Origin of the sequence: Pedobacter sp. Leaf176 (assembly GCF_001424305.1) — a bacterium.
Classification (GTDB): domain Bacteria; phylum Bacteroidota; class Bacteroidia; order Sphingobacteriales; family Sphingobacteriaceae; genus Pedobacter.
The window spans coordinates 247,824-271,080 of record NZ_LMPD01000004.1; the positions used below are offsets into that span (position 1 = coordinate 247,824).

General features: G+C 38.0%; 19 protein-coding genes. 12 read left to right on the top strand and 7 right to left on the bottom strand.

Features of this window, described 5'->3' with window-relative positions; genetic code table 11:
* Positions 1–110: 110 nt before the first annotated feature.
* Entirely contained in the window at positions 111–2,891 is a 2,781-nt protein-coding gene (locus ASF92_RS13580) for an outer membrane beta-barrel protein (protein WP_197413297.1), read from the bottom strand.
* Positions 2,892–3,123: 232 nt separating this feature from the next.
* The gene (locus ASF92_RS13590; protein WP_056093946.1) at positions 3,124–4,200 is read right to left on the bottom strand and encodes a DUF5694 domain-containing protein; all 1,077 of its coding nucleotides are present in this window, start codon (positions 4,198–4,200) and stop codon (positions 3,124–3,126) included.
* 231 nt (positions 4,201–4,431) lie between these two features.
* Between ASF92_RS13590 and ASF92_RS13595 the strand changes: the two genes are divergently transcribed.
* Positions 4,432–4,932: a DUF6624 domain-containing protein gene (locus ASF92_RS13595; protein WP_369817101.1), complete on the top strand. Its 501-nt coding sequence runs from the start codon at positions 4,432–4,434 to the stop codon at positions 4,930–4,932.
* A gap of 6 nt (positions 4,933–4,938) precedes the next feature.
* Here the strand turns inward: ASF92_RS13595 and ASF92_RS13600 are convergent, their stop codons facing one another.
* The 5 genes from ASF92_RS13600 to ASF92_RS13620 form a co-directional block, all read right to left on the bottom strand.
* Positions 4,939–6,087 carry a M28 family metallopeptidase gene (locus tag ASF92_RS13600; RefSeq protein WP_056093952.1) on the bottom strand — a complete coding sequence of 383 codons (1,149 nt, stop codon included), beginning with the start codon at positions 6,085–6,087 and terminating at the stop codon, positions 4,939–4,941.
* 95 nt (positions 6,088–6,182) lie between these two features.
* A complete protein-coding gene (locus tag ASF92_RS13605; RefSeq protein WP_082489563.1) occupies positions 6,183–7,100 on the bottom strand; it encodes a DUF6607 family protein in 918 nt (305 codons plus the stop codon).
* 13 nt (positions 7,101–7,113) lie between these two features.
* Entirely contained in the window at positions 7,114–8,277 is a 1,164-nt protein-coding gene (locus ASF92_RS13610) for a PepSY domain-containing protein (protein WP_056093958.1), read from the bottom strand.
* An 8-nt stretch (positions 8,278–8,285) separates the two neighbouring features.
* Positions 8,286–10,673 (bottom strand): TonB-dependent receptor, encoded by a 2,388-nt coding sequence (locus ASF92_RS13615; protein ID WP_056093961.1) that lies wholly within the window; start codon positions 10,671–10,673, stop codon positions 8,286–8,288.
* A 507-nt stretch (positions 10,674–11,180) separates the two neighbouring features.
* Entirely contained in the window at positions 11,181–11,891 is a 711-nt protein-coding gene (locus tag ASF92_RS13620) for a DUF4397 domain-containing protein (protein WP_056093965.1), read from the bottom strand.
* A 253-nt stretch (positions 11,892–12,144) separates the two neighbouring features.
* Here ASF92_RS13620 and ASF92_RS13625 point away from each other — a divergent pair, with 253 nt between their 5' ends.
* The 11 genes from ASF92_RS13625 to argH all read left to right on the top strand — a co-directional run bounded on the left by ASF92_RS13625 (position 12,145) and on the right by argH (position 23,256).
* Positions 12,145–12,687, top strand: coding sequence for a hypothetical protein (locus ASF92_RS13625; RefSeq protein WP_056093968.1), 543 nt, complete (start codon positions 12,145–12,147; stop codon positions 12,685–12,687).
* Positions 12,688–13,053: 366 nt separating this feature from the next.
* The gene (locus tag ASF92_RS13630; protein ID WP_056093972.1) at positions 13,054–13,752 is read left to right on the top strand and encodes an N-acetyltransferase; all 699 of its coding nucleotides are present in this window, start codon (positions 13,054–13,056) and stop codon (positions 13,750–13,752) included.
* 1 nt (position 13,753) lies between these two features.
* Positions 13,754–14,947, top strand: a complete 1,194-nt coding sequence (gene argG / locus ASF92_RS13635; protein WP_056093975.1) for an argininosuccinate synthase — start codon at positions 13,754–13,756, stop codon at positions 14,945–14,947.
* A gap of 151 nt (positions 14,948–15,098) precedes the next feature.
* Positions 15,099–16,124 carry an N-acetyl-gamma-glutamyl-phosphate reductase gene (gene argC, locus ASF92_RS13640; protein WP_056093978.1) on the top strand — a complete coding sequence of 342 codons (1,026 nt, stop codon included), beginning with the start codon at positions 15,099–15,101 and terminating at the stop codon, positions 16,122–16,124.
* Positions 16,125–16,184: 60 nt separating this feature from the next.
* Positions 16,185–16,433, top strand: coding sequence for a four helix bundle protein (locus tag ASF92_RS13645; RefSeq protein WP_056093980.1), 249 nt, complete (start codon positions 16,185–16,187; stop codon positions 16,431–16,433).
* 168 nt (positions 16,434–16,601) lie between these two features.
* Positions 16,602–17,738, top strand: a complete 1,137-nt coding sequence (locus ASF92_RS13650) for an aspartate aminotransferase family protein (RefSeq protein ID WP_056093983.1) — start codon at positions 16,602–16,604, stop codon at positions 17,736–17,738.
* A gap of 94 nt (positions 17,739–17,832) precedes the next feature.
* Complete coding sequence (locus ASF92_RS13655; protein WP_056093986.1) at positions 17,833–18,804, top strand: acetylornithine carbamoyltransferase; 972 nt, start codon at positions 17,833–17,835, stop codon at positions 18,802–18,804.
* A 63-nt stretch (positions 18,805–18,867) separates the two neighbouring features.
* Positions 18,868–19,656, top strand: coding sequence for an acetylglutamate kinase (gene argB, locus ASF92_RS13660; protein WP_056093989.1), 789 nt, complete (start codon positions 18,868–18,870; stop codon positions 19,654–19,656).
* A 230-nt stretch (positions 19,657–19,886) separates the two neighbouring features.
* Entirely contained in the window at positions 19,887–20,696 is an 810-nt protein-coding gene (gene proC / locus ASF92_RS13665; protein WP_056093992.1) for a pyrroline-5-carboxylate reductase, read from the top strand.
* Between the two features lie 88 nt (positions 20,697–20,784).
* The gene (locus ASF92_RS13670) at positions 20,785–21,852 is read left to right on the top strand and encodes a M20 family metallo-hydrolase (RefSeq protein ID WP_056093995.1); all 1,068 of its coding nucleotides are present in this window, start codon (positions 20,785–20,787) and stop codon (positions 21,850–21,852) included.
* A 72-nt stretch (positions 21,853–21,924) separates the two neighbouring features.
* Entirely contained in the window at positions 21,925–23,256 is a 1,332-nt protein-coding gene (argH, locus tag ASF92_RS13675) for an argininosuccinate lyase (protein ID WP_056093999.1), read from the top strand.
* Position 23,257 lies beyond the last annotated feature (1 nt).

The window sequence follows — 23,257 nt, forward strand, 5'->3', positions numbered from 1 at the left end:
GCTGGAAAGATTTGACCATTAAATTATCCGTTCAATACACAAATAAGATTAAATCTGAAGGAATTGACAAAGCCTACATTAATCACTAATTAATATGTTGTACTTTAATTTTAAAATCTAAAGAATGTTTCTTTTCCACCAACTTTTCCGCCAAAATTCTGAATGTTATAGGTGAAGATTAGCAGTGCATGTCTGCCCAGGTTGTTGTAACGTGAATCTCGGATTAAGTTTTCGGTGATGGTTACATACCTTCTGGTGTTTGTGTTGAGAATATCGTTCACAGAAAATTTAAGCTGTGCTCTGTCGTTTTTCATGAAAAGATACGTTAATGCAGCATTCCATATTTGAATTTTGTTGTTAAATCCGGCAACAGTTTGCGTGTTGTAATTTATGCGGTAGGTTGTTTCCCAAACAAGCTTTTTAGGTAAGCGTAAAATAAGTTCACTGTCGCTTAAGTGCGTAAAATAATTTATGTTAGTGAAATAACTATCATCGTACCTGCTGTTATTAATGCCCAGGTTATAGCGTGTTGAAATTTCCAGTTTATCGTTGAGGTTAATTTTAGCGCTGATGTTTGGGTTGAAGTTTAAAATCTTGGCATAACTCCGAACATCATTCACCTGAACCAAATTTCGGGTGAAGTTTGTATAGAAACCAGTACCTAATGTGATCTGTCTTTTATCTTTTTTTATATCCTTACTAAAATTTAATCCGGCGTTTAGTCTGATAATTCCATCAACATTTATTGGCGTTGATGTTTGCAGACCATTGGATGCAATTGTTCTGGACATAATTACGGCATCATTATCGATACTGGCATTGCCGTAAGCATTGTAATTTAGGGTATGTTTTACATCATATTTATAAAGGTTTAAATAAATCTGGTGGGTTTTAGTTGGTACGAGGTTAGGATTTCCGTTTTGAACATATAACGGATTTGTATTATTGGCTACGGGCTGAATATAGCTGACATCAGGTTCACGGAAACTAGGTGTGTAGTCAATGCTGAAATCTTTGAACCGAAGATTTGCTGAAGGCGCAAGAAAAGTAAAATTTTGATTAAACGACGGATAACTTGTGAAACCGTTTTCCAAATTAATGGTATTGAAAACCACTCCTGGCTGAAAAGTTAAGTTTTTAGTTATCTTCCATCTTAATGATGCACGGTTGCTGGTTTTATAGCCTTGCTGGTTTACCGTTTGAGAAAGTGTTGGCACAGCAATGTCATAGGCCTGATTTGTAGGGCCTTTATAGAAAGTTGCCAGGGCATTTTCGTTATCTAAGTAATTTGCGTTTGTAGCAACAGTTAAGCTTAGCTTTTTTGAAAGGGTTCGATTAAAGTTTACGCTCAAATAAATGCCTTGATTTTTAATGTTATTATCCCTTAACTGGTCTAAGATCTGTGTAGTATTTGGGTTGTAAAAATTACTGACTGTATTGTTATAGTAATCAACGAAATTGTTTTTCCTGGTGAGGTTTAAAGTCGTGTTTAAACTTCCCTTATTTTTCTTGAAATCTTTCCAGAAATTTGTCGAAATCTGGTAGTCCATGTTATCTCCTGCTGTTCTGGATTGGTTATATCCATTGTTAAGCTGAGCATTATTGATGTCTCGGGTTTCTGTCAGTAGAACACCGTTATTCCTGATGTTATTTATCGTTACAGAAGGTGAAATTATAAGCTGTGTTAAGCTATCGAGTTTAAATTCTCCTCGTCCGCTAATATTGTGGTTGTAACTCTTATTTAACTGGTTTTGATTTGTTGAGGATAACAAGTCGCCGGTTCCTAAGCTCTGTCTGCTATCTGTTAGCGTACTATTTTCCTGGTCACTTAAGCCGAAAAAGTATTTTAGATTTATTTTTGCGCCCTTTTTCGTTAAGGTATTAAAATTTGCACCAGCACCAGCAGATTTTTGTATACCACTAGATGCTCCGCCAAAACTTATACCATTTAATGCATATCCACCATCACTATTAAACATCATGGAATTAACACCAGTACGGTCCATGCCGCCAATTCGCATTACATCATTCATGGAGAAGCCAGGTTTGTTTATATTATTACCATAGCCTAAGATACTTACCTGAGTAGTGTCTCTAAAGAAACTCATAATTCCTCCAGCTTCATAACGGCCATTCGGAATTCCGCCACCGCCGTACAATTTTCCAAAGGCACCTTGCTTAATTGCCCTTTTAAGCTTTAGATTAATTACCTGTGGCGTATTCACGGCAAGTAAATCCGGATCAGCCCGTTTTGCCTCTTTATCATCCATCACCTGTATTTTATCAATAATATTAGCTGGTAAATTCTTAGTTGCGATTTGTTGGTCACCGCCAAAAAACTCTTTTCCATCGACCAGTATTTTGCTCACGGTTTTGCCATTAACCTGTATCGATCCGTCGGCGGCAATAGCTACGCCAGGTAATTTCTTCAATAGATCTTCAACTACCGCCGAAGGAAGTGTTTTGAAAGATTCTGCGTTAAATTCAATGGTGTCTTTCCGAACAATAACGGGTGGCCGTTCTGCAACGATATTTACGTCATCTAAATTATTTGTGTTCGTTGAAAGATAAATTAAACCTAAATTCACTGAAGGGTTTTGTGTGGTTAGTTCAACTTCCTTTCTATAGGTGCCATACTGCCAGGCGGTTATTACCAACCTATATTTAACACCAGTAGTCAAATTATTGATTTTAAAACTGCCTTTCTCATCAGATAGTTTATAAGTTGTTAAAACACTATCACCAACTTTGTAAACTGAAACAGTTGAATAGTTCAGCGTGGTTTTATGATTGGCGCTATCTGCTAAAATACCAGTTATACTACCATTTTTTTGAGCAAATAAGAGCGTTGAAATGGCAAAAAAGAATAAGCAGAGTATAAGTTTCTTCATGTTGATGTGATATGTTTTAGTATCGCGGTTATTTAAGTTCGGTTTTCTAACTACATCTAAGACACTTTTTCTATCTGGATGTTGCATCAAAAAGAAGAAATAACTAAGTTTTTAGGTAAAGATAGTTTTGAGTTGGACGATTTGCAAATGTGCACAAGAAATTTACAATCGGGTGCTAACAAAAAGGTCCATATTCAGTTTGCTGAATATGGACCTTTTTCAACAACAGTTTTTATTTTAAGTTGTTGTAGTTTATGATTTTTACATCAGGATTCTTTGCCAGAATCTCTTCCATCCAAACCCTATGTGCTGCACCAACACCAACTACAACCCGTTTTGCTTTTTTCACTTTTGCCTGTTCTAAGATGTTTTTGCACATACCTTCATTTCTTAGCATCCATTGAGCAACCATCTCTTTAACGGCCTCAGTAGGAAAGCCCGCATAGCCGTAAAACTTACGACCGCCATAAAAATTCCAGGCTTCGATTAATTCGCCGTATTTGTCCGTATTCATACCAGCATACTCATCAGCTGAAAGTCTCTTTTCTTCTTCCTCGCTGTATGCCCAATATTTGTTAATTGCCTTTATGGTTTTAGCTTCAGGAGATAAAGAATCTGCTTTGGCGATTTTGGCCATGATTTTATACAATGAATCTGTTTTTCCCCATGCCTCGCTCCATGGCTTATCGTAAGACTGACAGTCCATATTATAAATCTGGTTTTGCCCAAGCTGATAAATTAGAGGGAAATATATTTTGCTGTATTCGCTGCCAGGTCTGGTTATGTTCAATTTTTTCAAGGAATCGGTACTACCGATCATTTTATCATATGAAGCTTTTTCTTCCTTACCAAAACTAGATTTCATATAGGTTTCCAGAACGTATACCTGATAATCAAAATTTCCTCTATCCCAGGTTTTAGCATACGCAACTGCTAAATTCATTCTTGTTTTATGATAGTAAGGGAAGGATAAAAGTGCCTTTTGACTTTTATTGATAAGTGCTGAAGAATTTTTTACAGGTTCCGGATTTAATCTTTCAATATAATTCACTTTGGTTTTAAAACCTTTCTTAGCCCAGTTGTCATCCTCCAGTTTTGCATAATCTTCGGCGGGTAAATATTCGCCGAAAACCATATCTGGTTTAAAATTTTTGAGTTTGTCGATAACGGCCTGAAAGTTTTGGGTCGATTTAGAGTTATCGTGGCTTGAGCCGAGAATTACAATTTCGATTTGGTTCTGAGCATATGATTTAAACGCAATCGCGAGTAACATCAGGAATGCAAGGCTTAGTTTTTCTATCACTTTCATAATGAATCTTGTTTTTGATTTGTTGATTCAAAGATGCACTGAAGATAAAATGTGGCGTATTTTATTATTCCAACTGCCTGAAATTTTATCCCAAAGAGAACTAAATAAATAAAATTGCTATTTTACCTAAAAAATTAGTTATTATGAAAGCTTCATTCACATTTATTTTAATGCTATGCATTTTAATTTTCAAAAGCACAGTCCGGAATCAACAAGCCCCTTAAAAATCAAATTTTCACGATGTTTGAAGAAGACCAAAAATGGCGAAGGGAATACAATAAAATAAATTTTGGTGAAAAATCTGATTATGATGAAATTACTGTAAATAGAAAATTGTCAGAAACAGATAGTTTGAATTTAATTTCGGCAAAGGGGATTATTTTGAAATATGGATTTCCAGGTTATAATTTGGTTGGCTCAGAGGGAAGTAATAAATTTTGGTCAATAATTCAGCATTGCGATGATGATTTAGCCTTCCAGAAAAATTTTTTAATACTTATGGATAAAGAAGTAAAACGAAACAATGCTTCTGCTTCTAACAATGCAATGTTACGCGACAGGGTTTTGATAAGTGAGGGAAAAAAACAAATTTATGGAACTCAGGTTCGTTATAACGTCGAATTAAAGAAGAGTCAGCCCTTTCCAATTGAAGATCCCGATAATGTAGATGTAAGAAGAAAAAAAGTCGGTCTTTCTACGTTAAGTGATTATTTAAAATTATTTAATCGATAGGTCACTTTATATTTTTTTATAGAAATTTATTATTAGCCTAAACAAATCATTGTATTCCGTTAAGGGTAAGGTTTCGGGTTTATCAAATACATCGTGATAAGCGGCTGGACCACCTTGTGTGTAAAAAAAGAAAGCAGGAACACCCTTTTCAGTAAAAAAGTAATGATCGCTGTTTGCCGCCTTTCCTCGGGAGTTAATTTTGGATATCAATTTTTGCTCCCCATTAATTTGATTTAAAATTGAAAATGCCTTAGGATAAATACTTGCGTTTACTACGGTTATTCCACTTTCGCCAGTTCCTACCAAATCGAGGTTAATAAGGAATTTAATTTTACTCAATGGTACGACAGGATTTTCCGTAAAATACCTTGAACCCAATAAGCCTGCTTCTTCGCCGGCAAAGCAGATAAAAGCGACTGAATAGGCTTGTGGATTTGAGGCATAGTATTTTGCAAGGCTTATTAAGGTCGCTACACCTGCGGCATTATCATTTGCGCCTGGGAAATAGGTATCCGCACCCATCCCACCCAAATGGTCGTAATGGGCAGTTATCATCAGCATGGAATCAGGATGTTTTGTTCCTTTTACGTATCCAATAATATTAGAAGCCTTAAAATCGGGGATAAGTTTATTTTCAATGTCCACCCGAATGTTTTGAGGAGTTTCTTTAAAAGATTTTTTATTGATTTCGATTTTAGTAAAATCAGCTACCTCAGAAGCAACAGACCAGGTTAACTTATCTTTTAAAACAACCTCAAGGTTTGAGCCTCCTTGAAATTTTACCGAATCAATCTTCGTTAGCTTTACGTTCGTATTTATGGATGGACTTTCATTATTTACAATAAAATCTTTTCCTGGAATTAGCTCTTTGCCATTTACTTCTACCATCATTTTTCCAGGAAAAGTATTCACCGGGTAGCTAAAATCCTGCTTGTAATTTTCGCCAATTGGCAACAAACCTAATTTTTTATATTCAGTGGATAAAAAATCCGACGCCTTTGCCATCCCGTCTTTTGTATAACCCCTGCCCCAAAACTTTTTAGATGTTAATTCATTAATCGTGTGGCGCACATATACAGAATCCTGACCGTAGCTTGTAAAAAAGGAAAACAGAAATAGTATAAAAATGGTATGTTTTGAGTTCTGAATTTTCATAATGCCAATTTAAGCATTGTTGCTCTTCTAAGGCAATTAAAATAGAAAAGCCGGTTCATTTGAATGACCGGCTTTACAAAAGATGAGGGTGTTAACTATTTTGATAAATAGGGTTGTAATGCTGTTTTAACTTTTTCCTGGTTTTGTACTGCTGACCATTTTTCTTTGATAGATTGGTCGCCAAGGGTAAATAAAGTTTCGTAAAGTAATTTTCCGTTAGCCATGGTTTTCACTTTGAAAGTATCGCTTGAGCCGATAACATCAGCCCACACGATACGAACATCTGCCCAATAACCGTTTTGGCTGTTCCACCATTTTTGAGCGTAGGCAAACTTTTTAGGGTCTATTTTTGTAAATTCTTCATAGCCTTTCTCTATTGCCAGAACTTTATCACCCTCGGGTGTTCTAAGCACTTTTTTGTTGTCTTGCTCAAACATCCAACCGTCTTTAGTAATGGTAATCCTGCTGCCACGATTTAAAACATTGTAGTCTTTACGAACGGTCGATTCTCTTCTTGGTAGGGGCGAATCTGTTTCGCTCGACCAGGAATCGTGTCCACCAACATGGCTCCATGTCCCATAGCCCTGGTAACGCGGACTATCATCAACCTGGTAAACTTTTTGGGTCCACTTGCCTTTAACATCAGCAGCAGTCAGGTTGCCTTTTTTCCACGCATTATCCTGCGTGTAAAGCATAATGTTCGTGTCCTCATAAGTCCAGTCCTGACGCCAGTGCTTAATTACCGTAGTATCATCAATTGCTAACATATGTTGTATAACGATTCTTTTTGGTTCATCAACAATAATTTCGGCCCATTCATTGCCATGACTTCTGTAGGGTTTGCTAAATGTGTAATCAGGATTTGGAGAAGTTACTTCACCGTAATTGAAGTTCACTTTGTAGAAACCCGCTAACGATTTAATCGCTTTTCTGTCTTGCTCCAGTTTGTCCTGGGCATTCGCGCCCAAAGTTACAAGCCCTGTCAGCACTAAGATTAGATTTAAAATTTTCATAATTATTCTGTTATTATTTACTGATTGTTATGGTTGATTTTTTCTTTTTCTTATTTCTGCCAATCCATATAATAACGCCCGTAACCGGCATGCTTGCCGCAATCAGGCTTGCAAAAAATGCGATAACTTTCCCCGGTAAGCCAGCGATTGAACCCACATGGATATCGTAATTCATTCTATAAATTTTATCGGCAACGGTTGTGTTTTCGTATTTACCGAAAGCGTGCTTAACTTCAATTTCCTTTAAAGTATGCTGGTCGAAATATCTGTAATCAGATTTCCAATAGGTTTCAGGATCTGGGTTTTTGGCAATTTCTATCGATGCTTTTTCATTTTCAGGAACGTGTACATCCAGGCTGCCTTGAAATTTTGGATCCGCTTTTAAGTACGATTGCCAGATTTTGTCGGCTGCCGACGGGTTTAATTTCAACTTTGCATTGGCTGTCGTATCCGAAAAAGCTTCGGTAAATTCCGTTAGTGATTTTCCGCCGGAGGTTACGAAATAAACAGATTTTGAAAACCATTGAAAACCCATTACCATACCCGATAAAGCAATAAAAATTATTATCCATGTGATATAGAAGCCAAGTACGTTATGAAAATCGTAATTTACCCTTCTCCATTTTGCATTCCATTTAATCGTGAAACGCTGTTTTGATGCGGCCTTATTTTTTGGCCACCAAAGGATTAGTCCAGATATCAACAATAAGACAAAAATTAACGTAGCACTGGTTAAAATTGGTTGACCAATGGTTGGTGGCAACCACAAATAGTAGTGGCCCATGATAACAATTCTGAAAAAATCATCATTCATGTTCTTAACCTTTAATACTTCACCACTATATTGATTTACAAAAACGATGTAATAATATTCGGGGTCGAAATTGTAGTAAACAACCTGAGCGCTTTTTCCGGGTTGGTATGTAATGCTGTGTGCATGTTTGTTCGGCAAAGCGCTGTCTGCAATTTCTTTTAATTTTGTAGGTGGGAGTAAGGCTTTTTTTTGAACTTCAAGGTTCCGGTAGGGTTGCGTAACATTTTCCATTTCTCTTTCAAAAGCTAGTATACAGCCAGTAATTCCCAAAAAGCATACAAATAGCCCGGATGTTAGTCCGAGCCATAAGTGGATTCTTCCAATCCAATATTTAAAGGTTTTATTTTTCTTCTTCTCAGACATGATGCTGATTAAAATTTATAAGCTACGCTCACTCTATAATTTCTTGGCGCTTCTGCCTGGTAGTAATAGGCATTTAACCACTCGTAGTAAGAGCCACTGAACAAATATTTGTTCAGGATGTTGAATGCATTACCTGTAATTTTAAATTTCGGACGTTCGTAAAATAATCCGCCATCTAATTTGAAGTAATTCGGTAATTTTTGAAGTCCGACGCTCCAGGTGTCGGTTGCACGATCTGCCAGATAAGTGAAACCAGCTGATATACCCGAACCTTTTAGGGCTCCTTTTTGTAAAGTGTAAGTTAACCACGCATTTGAAACATGTTTGGCGAAACCTGGTATTACATCTCCAACATTAATGCCTGTAACACCAGGGGTAACTTCAGTAACTTTGGAGTCTGTGTAGGCGTAGTTTGCGATTAAGGTTAATCCGTCAGTAATCTTTCCTCTTAAATCGAATTCAATACCTTGCGACCTTTTTTCTCCTAGAACGACGCTAAAGTTTTGTCCTGGTGTGTTTGTTGGATCGGCAGTCAATTCATTTTGTTTGAGTATTCTGTATGCTGATAAAGTTGTATTCCATTTTCCGTCGAACCAGTCTTTTTTAATACCGATTTCATTGTTTGTTCCAGTAATTGGTTCAACACTTCCGCCGTTGCGGATTAAACCGCTTTGAGGCGTGAAAGCCTCGTCATAAACAGCATAAATCGCAGTGCTTTTATCAACTGAGAAACTTAAACCAACTCTTGGCGTCACTTTTTTGGCTTTATCTGGTGCGCCACCCCAGGCAGCCTGACTTACATAAGTATAGCGGCCAGCTAATGTTAAACGAACTCTGTTATCAAAGAAACCAAGTTCGTCTTGTGCATAGGCACTTAAATATTTAGAATCCATTAAACCACCAGCATTGATTGCTCTTTGCTCCAATGAGGTAAGACGGTCGAAATCCGGGTAGCCATTTTGTGGAAAGCCATAATTTGGATTGTTCAAATCGAAAGGTGAAGAAGCTAGATCTAAATCATGCGACTGACCCCAATCGGCAAAATAGTTTTTCTTACCCCCATCAAAACCGGCCAAAATTCTGTGGTTTATGCCACCAGTTTTAACCTGTCCGTTGATGAATAGTTGGGCAAGTTTCATACTGCTTTTTGAATCCCATATGGCTACGTTTCTAATAATTGATCCATCTGCATTTACAGCAGATGGCCACGAGCTGTAACCTTCCTGGTTGTAATTAAAGTAAGCGGCCTGTGCCGTTAGTTTCCAGTTGTCGTCGAAATTATGTTGGAGGTTTAGAAATAAACTTTGGTCGTTGATGCGTGTGCCAGGCAAATTTGGTTGAGTCATTGTCGCTTCTCGAGGGTAAGTTGCGTAGCCATTCGGAGAAAAAATGTAATAAGAACCCACCTCGGTCATTTTAGCATTTTGGAAAGTGTATTCAGCAGTAATTTTTGTTTTATTTGTTAGCTGATAACTTAACACCGGAGCAAAGCTATACCTGTTGTTTTGCTCATACGGGCGGAAGGAACCTTTATTTTGAACCGCGGTATTTAAACGGAATAATAATTTACCGTCGCTGGTTAATTTGTGGTCGAAATCAACGGTGGTTCTGTACAAATCGTAGCTGCCCAAGGTGAAAGATACTTCGCCTCTGTTAAATCCTGTTGGCTTTTTTGTTACTACATTGTACATGCCGCTTGGGTCGCCATTGCCAAGCATAAAACCAGCAGGACCTTTAACAAATTCAATATGGTCAACAAAGCTCATGTCTTCTGTAAGCGGACCCCAAAAGGATGACACAACGTTAAAGCCGTTTCGCATTGCCTGGATTTGAGAACCACGCATGGTTATGTTTGTGTACATGTCCCCCCAATGTTCCAACCTTACTGCACCACTAACGTTTCTGATTAAACCATCACTCATGCTGATGATTTGTTGATCTTTTATAACTTGATCGCTTACAGTCTGAATATTTTGTGGCGCTTCTAGAAGAGGTTCGTTTAATCGCAATGAAGCTGAAGGAAGGCTGATTTTGTAACGGTTGTTTTTACCTGCAACTGTAACTTCTTCCAACGCCTGGTTGTTTTCAGAAAGCACAAAATTGACTGTTTTATTTTCTCCTCCGGCAACTGTGACCGATTGCTCTGCAGTTTGTATGCCAACAGCAGAAGCTTTAATTAAATATGATCCGGGTTTAATTCGGTGGATGGTAAATTGACCGTTATCGTCGGTAAGTGTTCCATTACCCTGACCCTTCAAACCTACAGAGATATATGCTGCGGGCTTACCGTCAGAAGTTGTAATGGTCCCTTTTATCGTAGCAACTTGCTGTGCGGAAATACGGAAACTAAGAAAAAACATTAAAAAGAAGAAACTGAATAGTCTAATTGTATGCATGCTATATTTATTTGGATTAATTCTAAACAATTACAAAATAACGTTAGAAAAATTAATTATCCAAATTATTTTGAATTATTCTAAATAGAGGAGTTTTTGCAGGAAGCTTTAGGTAGATTGTCCTAAACAGGTCTACACATTTTGATAAAGACAAAGCGGTTGAGCTGAAATCCGTTTAAATGCATACATCAATACGCATAAGATTAAGGGCAGAAGATTATATGCGTTTATTTTATTAGATGTTTTTCACAAGCAATAAAGAACACCATTTTTTGGATTCAATAATTCCTGTAAACATCCGATTTATAGTAGGCGAATGATTTGGACTGGAAATAACGCGTTAACTTTTAAAGAAGTGCTTTCTTCGAATTTGAAATCCAGGGCATTTCAAGGATTGGCTGTTTATCGATAATGTTATTCTGCGTCAAAATATCGTTTCTAATCAAATGGAAATTATTAAATTATCATATCCAATTAATACAAAGCTCTTAAAAAGAATTAAATGTATTATTTGATCACCATAACTTGTAAGCTTGCTGAACGTTCTGTATCATCCTCGGGTGTTATTAATCCTCCGCAAATCACGTCGTAATGATAGCCAGCAGCAAAAGCAGCATCTGTTTTAGTCGCTCTAATTATTCCGGAAGCTGTTTCTTTTGCATCAATAGAGTAAGTTCCAGCTGCAATTTCTACGAAGCCATTGGCTGTTTTAAAGGCTTTATTTTCGCCATAAGAAGTTGTGGTTCCGGTTTTGACTAAGTCTAATGCAGGGGCATCAGGAGATAAGTTTATAAAACGGATATATGCTTTGTCTGTTGAGCCTGCACTTATGTCTTCGCTGATAATAAGCCCATCTAATTGACCTGGTTTGTTAACTAAGTAATACGAGTAACTACTTCCAGCGCCCAAAGTAATATCCTTACTATATAAACTTTCAACCGAACTCCCGCTGGTGAATTTTAAACCATAATTACCAGCAGCCCTTGATGTGTAGGCTATAGAGCCAAGAAAAGGTAAGGCTGTGGAGTTTATCGCATTACCATTTAGATAAACGTTGTAAGTTGCCAGGGATGGAGATGCGTTAATTACTCTAAGGTATGAAATTGTCGTATCTGTATTTTCTGTTTTGCCGCAAGAACTTAGGGTAATTGCCGTTGCGAGTATTACAAATGCTTGAAAAATTATTTGTTTAATATAACCGAAAGTAAAATTATTCATTTATGATCTAAGATTGAGTTTTTGCTAAAACGATTTTGCTTGTCACTTCGCTACATGCCTACAAATATCCGGTATAGATATGTATGCAGGTGTTAAATGATGTTAATCAGATGTTAAAGTATGTTATGAGTTTAGCCTGCTAAAACAAAAAAACAAATTAGCTGTTCATATAAAGTTTACCTAATTGTTTAATAATCTTAATATTAAATAACACTTATAAGTTTAATTTTGGTTAACCAAAAACCTTTTAAAAATGATAAAGAACATCTCAAAGCTAGCAATTATTTCTGCTGGCGTATTCGCGTTTTCTTCTTGCAGTAACTCATCAAAAGACAAACCTGCAGATACTACATTTACTAAAACTGAAACCACTGTAACGGTTCCTGCAAAAACAGAAAATGCTCCGGAAAGCACTGAATTCACCGCGTCTCCTGATAGCGCAATATTAGGCAAATCAAAAGAGGCGTTGGTTAAGGTCACTTCGGTATCGTCGATTGATTTAAAGGATGCTGAGGGAAAAGCAACAGGAGCTGAATTAACGATTAACTTACAAGTAACAAACAAAAGTTCGTTAGAGGCTAAGAAATTCTTTTCGGTTTCAAGTTCCGATGCAAGATTAGAATTGGATAATGGGACTTCAATAACCGGAAAAGAAAATTCCGGCAGTACGAATCCAGACCCGGAGGCATCATCACAAGCTGTTTGGTCATTTCAACTGCCACCAAATGCTAGCCCTAAAAAACTGAATTTCTTTTTAGATGGAACTAGGGTCTCAGTAGGCCTATCAAAAAAATAAAAAATCGAGCCCCGACGCAAATTCGGGGCTTTCTTGTTTCTTATGATAACTATAAAAATGTAAAAAAGTTAAAAACTATTGTGTAACTCAATTATTATTTAAACCTTTGCACCTCAATAGAGTTAAAGCCGTTTTAATACGCAAGAAATGATTAAACAATTTTTACATAAACTTTCTGTTTTTACATCGCAATTAGCGTTTGGAAAGCGTATGGTTGTTAATCGTTTTCAACCCGTTTTTCATTACCCCAACAGCCGGCAAAATTTTACTCCGCGTATTTAGTACTCTACTAAACGTAATGAGGAATTGATCCTCTCTAAAAACCCAATTAACAAGAATACTTATAATTTTTCGTTAGAAAAACGAATGGATATTAACGAATTTATCGTGCAGGTTGCACTTCCTGAACATCGTGTATTTGCCGAAGAAATAGTAACAGAGATGGCAGAATCGGCAAAAGCTCGTGGAACAGGTATTGCTAAACGTTCGCCAGAATATATTTCGAACAAAATGCAGGAGGGCAAATCGGTTATTGCTTTTCATAAGGATGGTTCCTGGGCAGGATTTTGCTATATAGAAACGTGGAGCCACGGGCAATTTGTTGCAAATAGCGGTTTGGTAGTAAGCCCTAAATACCGTAAAGCTGGATTAGCAAAAGCCATTAAAAACGAAATTTTCGGTTTATCGAGAAAATTGTATCCAAAGGCGAAAATATTTGGCTTAACAACGGGCCTGGCTGTAATGAAAATCAATTCTGATTTAGGTTACGAGCCTGTAACCTACAGCGAGCTTACTCAGGATGAAGAATTTTGGAAGGGCTGCCAAAGCTGCGTAAACTTCGAAATCTTAAAAATGAAAGAACGCAAAAACTGTATGTGTACAGCCATGCTTTATGATCCTGCTGAAAAAAAACACGAAGTTGCCAAACAATTTGCTGAAGAACTGCAAAAGAAACCTAAATTATACGAGCGTTTTATGCGTATTAAACAGCGTTTGGTTGTTAAACCTAAGCCAAAAAATGGCTTAAAATCCTTATTATTTTTATTTACCTTTTTATTTAAGTAGCATGAAGAAAGTAGTTTTAGCTTTTAGCGGAGGTCTGGATACCTCGTTTTGTTGTATTTATCTGGCGCAAGATCGCGGATTGGAGGTTCACTCGGTAATTGTAAATACCGGTGGTTTTTCTGACGATGAATTACAGGAAATTGAGAAAAGAGCTTATGCTTTAGGCGTAAAATCACACGCTGTGGTAGATGAAACTGAAAGTTATTATGATGGTTGCATTAAGTATTTAATCTTCGGAAATGTATTAAAAAACTCAACTTATCCGCTTTCGGTGAGTGCAGAACGTGTAAGTCAGGCTACAGCAATTGCGAACTACGTAAAAAAAATTGGTGCTGATTATGTGGCTCACGGAAGTACGGGTGCGGGTAACGACCAGGTAAGGTTTGATATGATTTTTAATATCATTATTCCAGATGTTGAAATCATTACGCCAATCAGGGATTTGAAATTATCCCGTGAAGCGGAAATAGACTATCTCGCTGAACATGGTGTTGAATATAGTGCTGAAAAAGCGAAATACTCAATTAACAAAGGTTTATGGGGAACTTCGGTAGGCGGAAAGGAAACGCTAACTTCAAACGAGACTTTACCTGAAAGTGCCTGGCCAACTCAGGTTACAGAAACCGAATCCCGCAAGCTTGAATTAACTTTTGAAAAGGGAGAATTAGTTGCTATCGATGGTGAAACTTTAGAACCGGTTAGGGCGATTCAAAAACTACAAGCCATTGCGCAACCATTTGGTATCGGCAGAGATATTCATGTTGGTGATACCATTATAGGTATTAAAGGCCGTGTGGGTTTTGAAGCTGCAGCGCCTGTTTTAATCATTAAAGCACACCATACTTTAGAAAAACATACGTTAACTAAATGGCAGTTAAGCTGGAAAGAACAATTGTCTTCTTTTTATGGTAACTGGCTGCATGAAGGTCAGTTCCACGACCCGATTATGCGGAATATTGAGGCTTTCTTGGCTGATACCCAAAAAGTAGTAAGTGGGAAAGTGTTTATAGAATTGTTGCCTTATCGTTTCCAGATTATCGGTATTGAATCGAACCATGATTTAATGAGTAATAAATTTGGCAGCTACGGCGAAATGAACAATGCCTGGAGCGGTGAAGATGTTAAAGGTTTCTCTAAAATCTTCGGTAACCAAGTGATGATTTGGCATAAAGTAAATAATGAGGTAGAGGACTAAAAGGTTGAAGGCGAAAGGTTTCCTCGCCTATCGTCATTGCGAGGATGAACGAGGAAGCGATCTCATTAATGTTGTCATCTTGATTTGTGCCGATCCGATAGCTATCGGATTAACGTCGGTGGCTTGTCGAAGGATTAAAGTTATATAGACTATGAGTAGTAAAATAAAAGCAGGAATAATTGGAGGCGCGGGTTACACCGGAGGCGAAATGTTACGCATTTTGGTTAACCACCCAAATGTTGAAATTGCTTTCGTGAATAGTACCAGTAATGCCGGGAATTCAATTTCTGATGTGCATACTGATCTAATCGGTGATACTGATTTACGTTTTGTAAATGATATTCCACAAGATATTGATGTGTTGTTTTTATGCGTTGGCCATGGCGATGCTAAGAAATTCTTAACTGCTAATCCAATTAACGATAACATAAGAATCATCGACTTATCTCAGGATTTTAGACTTTCAGCAAATGCTATTTTTTCAACTCAGGATTTCGAACTTCAGACTAAAGACTTTATTTACGGGCTTCCAGAGTTAAATCGCAATCAAATAAAATCAGCAAAAAATATTGCTAATCCGGGTTGTTTTGCAACTTGTATCCAATTAGGTTTATTGCCCTTAGCTGCAAAAGGTTTAATAAAAAGTGAAGTCCACATCAATGCTACAACTGGTTCAACAGGAGCCGGGCAAAGCCTATCAACAACTTCTCATTTTAGCTGGAGAAATAATAATCTTTCCATTTACAAAGCTTTTGAGCATCAACACTTAAATGAGATTGGAGAAAGTTTAGCACAGGCTGCTAAAGCCTCCCCTTCTGGGGGAGGTTTGGAGGGGGCATTAAATTTCATCCCACAACGTGGCGCTTTTACCAGAGGAATTTTAGCCTCCATGTATTTAGAAAGCGATTTAACTTTAGAAGAAGCACAAACTATTTACGAAGACTATTACAATGCTCATCCTTTTACACACGTAAGTCGGAAAAATATTGATTTAAAACAGGTTGTAAATACCAACAAAGCGCTGGTTCATGTAGAAAAGCATGGAAATAAATTATTTATCATCAGTATTATCGATAACCTGTTAAAAGGCGCCAGCGGACAAGCGGTTCAGAATATGAACTTGATGTTCGGCCTGGAAGAAACAGCTGGCTTGAAGTTGAAGGCAGTTTATTTTTAGGTAGAGGGTAAGAAGGCTGAAGGCGGGAAGGTTTGGACCCAGACCTATAAAACTTAAGATATGAGAGATTATCAGAAATTAGACGTTTGGAAGAAAGCACACTTATTTACTTTACAGGTTTATAAGGAGATCTTGCCTGTTATGCCTATTGAAGAAAAGTTTGCTTTAACTCAACAAATCCGGCGGGCCACCTATTCAATTCCCTTAAATATTGTGGAAGGCAGTGGTAAGAATACAGATAAAGATTTTACAAGTTATCTTGACAATGCCCTTGGTTCTGCAAAAGAAGTAGAGTATGCTTTTATTTAATCAGAGATTTAAATTATATAAATGAAAGTTTATATGCTATGGTTAATAAAAGCATTAATGAAATTAAGGCGATGTTAATCGTATTTATAAAATTTTTGAGAGGCGGTGGAAAAGGCTAGACGACCTTGACCCTCAACCTTCCAGCCCTCAACCTTTAACCTTAAAAAAATGAATTTATTCGACGTTTATCCTCTTAACGATATAGAAATCACAAAAGCATCTGGCAGTAATGTCTGGGATGCTAACGAACAGAAATATTTAGATTTATATGGCGGTCACGCCGTGATTTCAATTGGCCACACCAATCCCCATTATGTAAATCGCTTAACCGACCAATTAAACAAAGTTGGTTTCTACTCTAATTCAGTTAAAATCCCTTTACAAACTCAATTGGCTGAGAAATTAGGACAAGTTTCGGGTAAGAAAGATTTCCAATTATTTTTAGTTAATTCTGGGGCAGAAGCCAATGAAAATGCTTTAAAACTGGCCTCCTTTTACAATGGCAGAAAAAAAGTAATTGCTTTTACTGGCGCTTTCCACGGACGTACATCTTTAGCGGTTGCCGTAACCGATAATCCGAAAATTGTTGCGCCTGTTAATCAAACTGAAAACGTCATCTTCTTGCCTTTTAACAATGAAGTAGCACTCGAAGAAACTTTTAAATCGCAGGGCGATGAAATTTCGGCCGTAATTATTGAAGGTATTCAAGGTGTTGGGGGGATTAAGGAAGCCTCAAAAAGTTTCTTGCAAAAAATCCGATCGCTTTGCGATGAGTACAATTCAGTTTACATTGCCGATTCAGTTCAGTGTGGTTACGGTAGAACAGGGTTGTTTTACTCACACGATTATTCGGGTGTTGAGGCCGACGTTTACACCATGGCTAAAGGAATGGGTAATGGGTTTCCTGTTGCGGGAATTTCAATCGCACCTAAATTCAAGCCATGGCATGGCGAATTAGGAACCACTTTCGGTGGCAACCATTTGGCTTGCGCTGCGGCCCTGGCTGTTTTGGAAGTTATGGAGGAAGATAACCTGATGAAAAACGCCGAAGAAATAGGTAACTATTTAATTACTGAATTAGAGAAATTTGAGCAGGTGGTTGAAGTTCGCGGCCGCGGTTTGATGATTGGAATTGAATTGCCAGACGAGCTTGCTCATGTTAAAAAAGACTTATTATTTACACACCATATTTTCACCGGCGAAGCTAAACCAAACGTTATCCGTTTATTGCCAGCCTTGAATTTAACTAGGGCACATGCTGATGAATTTTTGGAGGCTTTTGCTTTAGTTTTAAGTTCTAAGTAGTACGTTTTAAGTACACGGGACTTTATTTATAAATTATTTAGGACGAGGAATACGAAACTTACTACGTATAACTTACTACTTACAACGTTTTAAAATGAAAATTTTCACTTCCGTACACGATGTTCCAAGCATCAAACAATTTGTAAAAGATGCGCTTGAATTAAAGGCAAATCCTTATGTACACCAAGATTTAGGTAAGAACAAAACCTTAGGTTTGGTTTTTATGAATCCAAGTTTACGTACCCGGTTAAGCACTCAAAAAGCGGCTTTAAACTTAGGTATGAATGTGATGGTGATGAACATGGATAAAGAAGGCTGGGCTTTGGAAACCCAGGATGGTGTGGTAATGAACGGCTCTACTGTGGAGCACATTCGTGAAGCAGCAGCTGTAATGGGTCAATATTGCGATATTTTGGGCTTGCGTTCTTTTCCGAAACTGAATAACCGCGAGGAAGATTATAGCGAAGATTTCTTTAATAAATTTGTGAAATATTGTGCTGTACCTGTAGTCAGTTTAGAAAGTGCTACCCGTCACCCTCTGCAAAGTTTTGCCGATATTATAACGATCCATGAAACCTGGACCAAACAACCAGATGGCCGAAAACCAAAAGTTGTTTTGGCTTGGGCGCCACATGTAAAAGCCTTGCCGCAGGCCGTTCCTAACTCATTTGCTGAATGGATGTGTAAGGCACAAGCAGAGGGCATGGTCGATTTCACCATAGCCCAGCCTGAAGGCTATGAGCTTGCCGAAGAATTTATGCCAGGCGCCAATATTCAATATAATATAGAAGAAGCTTTGGCTGGCGCCGATTATGTTTACGTAAAAAACTGGAGTAGTTATAAAGAATACGGTAAAGTTTTAACTTATCCGGATGGCTGGATGATGAATAATGAAAAGCTGAAATTCACCAACGATGCAAAGGTAATGCACTGTTTACCTGTTCGTCGTGATTTAGAATTGTCTTCTGAGATTTTGGATGGCCCAAACTCGTTGGTTATTCACGAAGCAGGAAATAGGCTTTGGGCCGCGCAAGCAGTGATTAAGGCGATGTTGGAAGAATTATAAAAAAAGCTAAAGCGGAAAGACTAAAGCTTTGGGCTTTCTGCTTTACACTTTAAGCTCAATAAAATGAAACAACTTACAATCATTAAAATAGGCGGAAACGTAATTGATAATTCTGCGAATTTGCATCAGTTTTTATTAGATTTTACGGCCATGCCTGGCGATAAAATTCTGGTTCATGGTGGCGGAAAAATTGCAACAGAACTCGGCGAAAGTTTAGGCGTTGAAGCGAAAATGATTGAGGGACGTCGGATTACAGATATTGAAACTTTGCGTATCGTTACAATGGTTTATGCAGGTTTAATTAATAAGAACATGGTTGCCCAGTTGCAAGCCAGAGGCAGCAATGCAATCGGTTTAACAGGTGCAGATGGAAATATAATCAAAGCCAGAAAACGACCCGTAAAAGAGATAGATTATGGTTTTGTTGGGGATTTGGATGAGAATTCTGTTTCTGTGAAAACATTAGATAGCTTAATAAAGGCAGGCTTGGTTCCTGTTTTATGTGCGATTACCCATGATGGCGACACCCAGTTGTTAAATACCAATGCCGATACCATCGCATCATCAGTTGCTGTCGCAATGTCATCATTATATGAAACTCGATTAGTATATTGCTTTGAGAAAAAGGGTGTTTTGAAAGACGTTAATGATGACGGCTCTGTTGTTAGAGAAATCAAATCAGATGAATTTGACGGTTTGAAAGCTGACGGAACCGTACAGGGTGGAATGATTCCGAAATTGCACAATGCTTTTGAGGCGATAAAAAAAGGTGTTTCTGCGGTTTATATCGGTAAAGCCGATGAGCTCGCTGAACTTGCCGACGGAGCTTTTGGCACTAAAATGCTAAAGTAAAGGTAGAGGGGAAGTGGTCTAATGCAAAATGGATGACGGTTTTGGCGTTAGAAAGAAAAGAAACCGATTACACGATGTCTTTGCCAGCTAAACCTGATAGTAGTGAAAAGCTCCCGATTTTTCATCGGAACTTGTAATGGATAGCAGGACTGAATATCAATAGTATTACTGCAATTGCTTTTCTAAAGAAATAAATCAGTAACCAACTGAAAAAATATAAAACCAACCACATGAAAAAAATAGCCATAATTGGTAGCGGAAATATCGGGTTATCTTTAGCGAAAGGTCTGGTGAAAGCCGATTTTGCTAAAGCTGGCGATATCATGCTTACCAGAAGAAATGTCGACCATTTGCAGCCTTTTGCGTCTGCAGGCTTTATAGTATCAAACGACAATAAACAAGCGGTTATAAGTGCTGATGTGGTAATTCTTGCCGTTTTGCCGCAACAATTAAATACGGTTTTAGATGAAATTAAGCCCTCGATAAATTCAGCGAAACACCTTGTAATTTCGGTGATTTCGGGTGTGAGTTGTGCTGCGGTTAGAGAAAAATTAGGAGACGATGTAGAAGTGATTCGAGTGATGCCAAACACCGCTATTGCCATCGGGCAATCGATGACTTGTATGGCTAGCGACAATGCATCGGCAGGAAATATTACCGATGTGACCAAAATGTTTGAAACGGTTGGTTCTGTGGTGAAGATTAATGAAGATTTGATGACCTCGGCAACTGCTCTTTGTGCTTGCGGGATTGCGTTCTTTTTGAGGGCGATCAGGGCAGCCTCGCAAGGTGGTGTAGAAATCGGTTTTCATGCAGATGAGGCATTGAAAATGGCAGTTCAAACAGCTAAGGGGGCAGCTGATTTGCTTTTATTACATGGTACACACCCGGAATCAGAAATAGATAAAGTAACTTCGCCGAAAGGTTGTACCATTGCCGGTTTAAACGAAATGGAACACAATGGCTTTAGCTCATCACTGATTAAAGGTATTAAACTTTCGGCTCTAAAAGCTGGGAATTTGTACACTAAAGAAAGCTAAAGCCAAAAGAATAAAGCTTAAAGCGAAAAAGAAGTAGCAAGTTTACTGCACAATTTGTCTCGATACTTGATACTAACTACTCAATACTATGTTATTAGAAAATATAAAAAAAGAATGTCTGGATTTATTGCGAGCTTTAATTCGCATCCAGTCTTTTAGTAAAGAAGAAGACCGTACCGCGAATTTAATTGCGCAGTTTTTGGAGGAGAGAGGGGTTAAGACGCAGCGTAAAATGAACAATGTTTGGGCTTACAATATGTATTTTGATGCAAGTAAACCTACCGTTTTATTGAATTCGCATCATGACACCGTTAAGCCGAATTCAGGCTATACCCGCGACCCGTATGATGCAGCAATTGAAGGTGATAAATTGTTTGGTTTGGGCAGCAACGATGCCGGCGGTTGCCTGGTGTCGTTAATCGGTACGTTTCTTTATTATTATGAACAAGAAAATTTAAAATATAACATCTGTTTAGCCGCAACGGCGGAAGAAGAAATTTCTGGAAACAATGGTTTAGAACTGGTTTTACCTGATTTAGGCGAACTGGAATTCGGAATTGTTGGAGAGCCAACAGAAATGAATTTAGCCATTGCAGAACGCGGCTTGCTGGTAATAGATTGCGTCGCTCATGGTAAAGCTGGTCATGCAGCTCGCGAAGAGGGCGAGAACGCTATTTATAAAGCATTAAAGGACATTGAGTGGTTTAGGAATTACCATTTCCCGAAAGTTTCAGAAGTTTTTGGTCCGCTGAAAATGACGGTTACCATTATCAATGCAGGTTCTCAGCATAACGTGGTGCCGGCAAACTGCACTTTTACAGTTGATGTCCGCGTTACAGATGCTTACACTAACGAAGAAGTTCTGGAAATCATCCGTGCAAATGTAGATTGCGATGTAACGCCTCGTTCGATTCGTTTGAAACCATCATCAATTGATAAAAATCATCCGGTTGTTCAGGCAGGTGTGGCATTAGGTAAAACAACTTATGGCTCGCCAACTACATCAGATCAGGCATTGTTAGATATCCCGTCGGTAAAATGTGGCCCGGGATTTTCTGGCCGATCACACATGGCCGATGAGTTTTTATATGTTAGAGAAGTAGCTGAAGGTATTGATGGCTATGTGAATATGTTGAAACCAGTGATACAAATTTAGATTTTAGATTGACGAATTACGATTTCGTAGTTCAAAAATCGTAAATCGTAAATTTTAAAATCGTAGATTAAAATGAAGATTTGGCAAAAAAATATAGATGTAAATCAGTTTGTGGAAAGTTTTACGGTTGGTAAAGATCGGGAACTGGATCTGCAAATGGCAAAATTTGACGTGTTGGGTTCGCTGGCTCATACACAAATGTTGGAGACTATTAACCTGCTTACTGCTGATGAATTGAAAGCGGTTCAGCAAGAACTTAAAAGTATTTACTCAGAAATTGAAGCTGGAAATTTCACCATTGAAGATACTGTTGAGGATGTGCATTCGCAGGTAGAATGGTTATTAACGCAACGTATTGGTGAAGCAGGAAAGAAAATCCATAGTGGCCGTTCGCGTAACGATCAGGTTTTGGTAGATTTGAAGTTGTTCTTTCGTGCCTGCATTGAGGATATGGTTAACCAAACCTCAACCTTGTTTAATCTGCTCATCGAATTAAGCAATACACACAGGGATAAATTGATGCCAGGTTACACGCATTTGCAAATTGCGATGCCATCATCTTTCGGTTTATGGTTTGGTGCTTATGCGGAGAGCCTTGCAGATGATATGGAATTAATGCTTGCCGCATGGAAAATTACCAATAAGAATCCTTTAGGTTCTGCAGCAGGTTATGGATCATCATTTCCTTTGAACAGAACTTTAACAACTGAATTATTAGGCTTTGAAAGTTTAAACTACAATGTGGTTTATGCACAGATGGGCCGTGGAAAAACGGAAAGGATTTTAGCGCAGGCCATGAGTGCTGTTGCGGCAACTTTGGCTAAAATGGCGATGGATGTTTGTCTGTTTATCAACCAGAATTTTGGATTTATCAGTTTCCCGGCAGAGCTTACCACAGGTTCGAGTATTATGCCACACAAGAAAAATCCTGATGTTTTTGAGTTGATCCGTTCGCGATGCAATAAAATTCAGGCTTTACCGAACGAAATTGCCATGATGATTACAAATTTACCATCAGGATATCACCGCGATTTACAACTGCTCAAAGAAAACCTTTTCCCAGCCATAACTTCTTTAAATGAATGTTTGGAGATTGCTACGTTTATGTTCCAGAACATCACGATAAAAGATGATATTCTGAGAGATAAAAAATATGACTACCTGTTTAGCGTTGAAGTGGTGAATGATCTGGCTTTACAAGGTGTTCCATTTAGAGAGGCTTATAAAATTGTTGGCGAACAGATAGAAAATGGTACTTTTGCACCTTCTGGCCAAATACATCATACACACGAAGGGAGCATTGGTAACCTTTGTAACGAACAGATCGCTGCAGGAATGCAAGCTGTTTTGTCTCAATTTGGTTTTAGTAAAGTGAATAAAGCAATAGAAGATTTAATAGCATAAT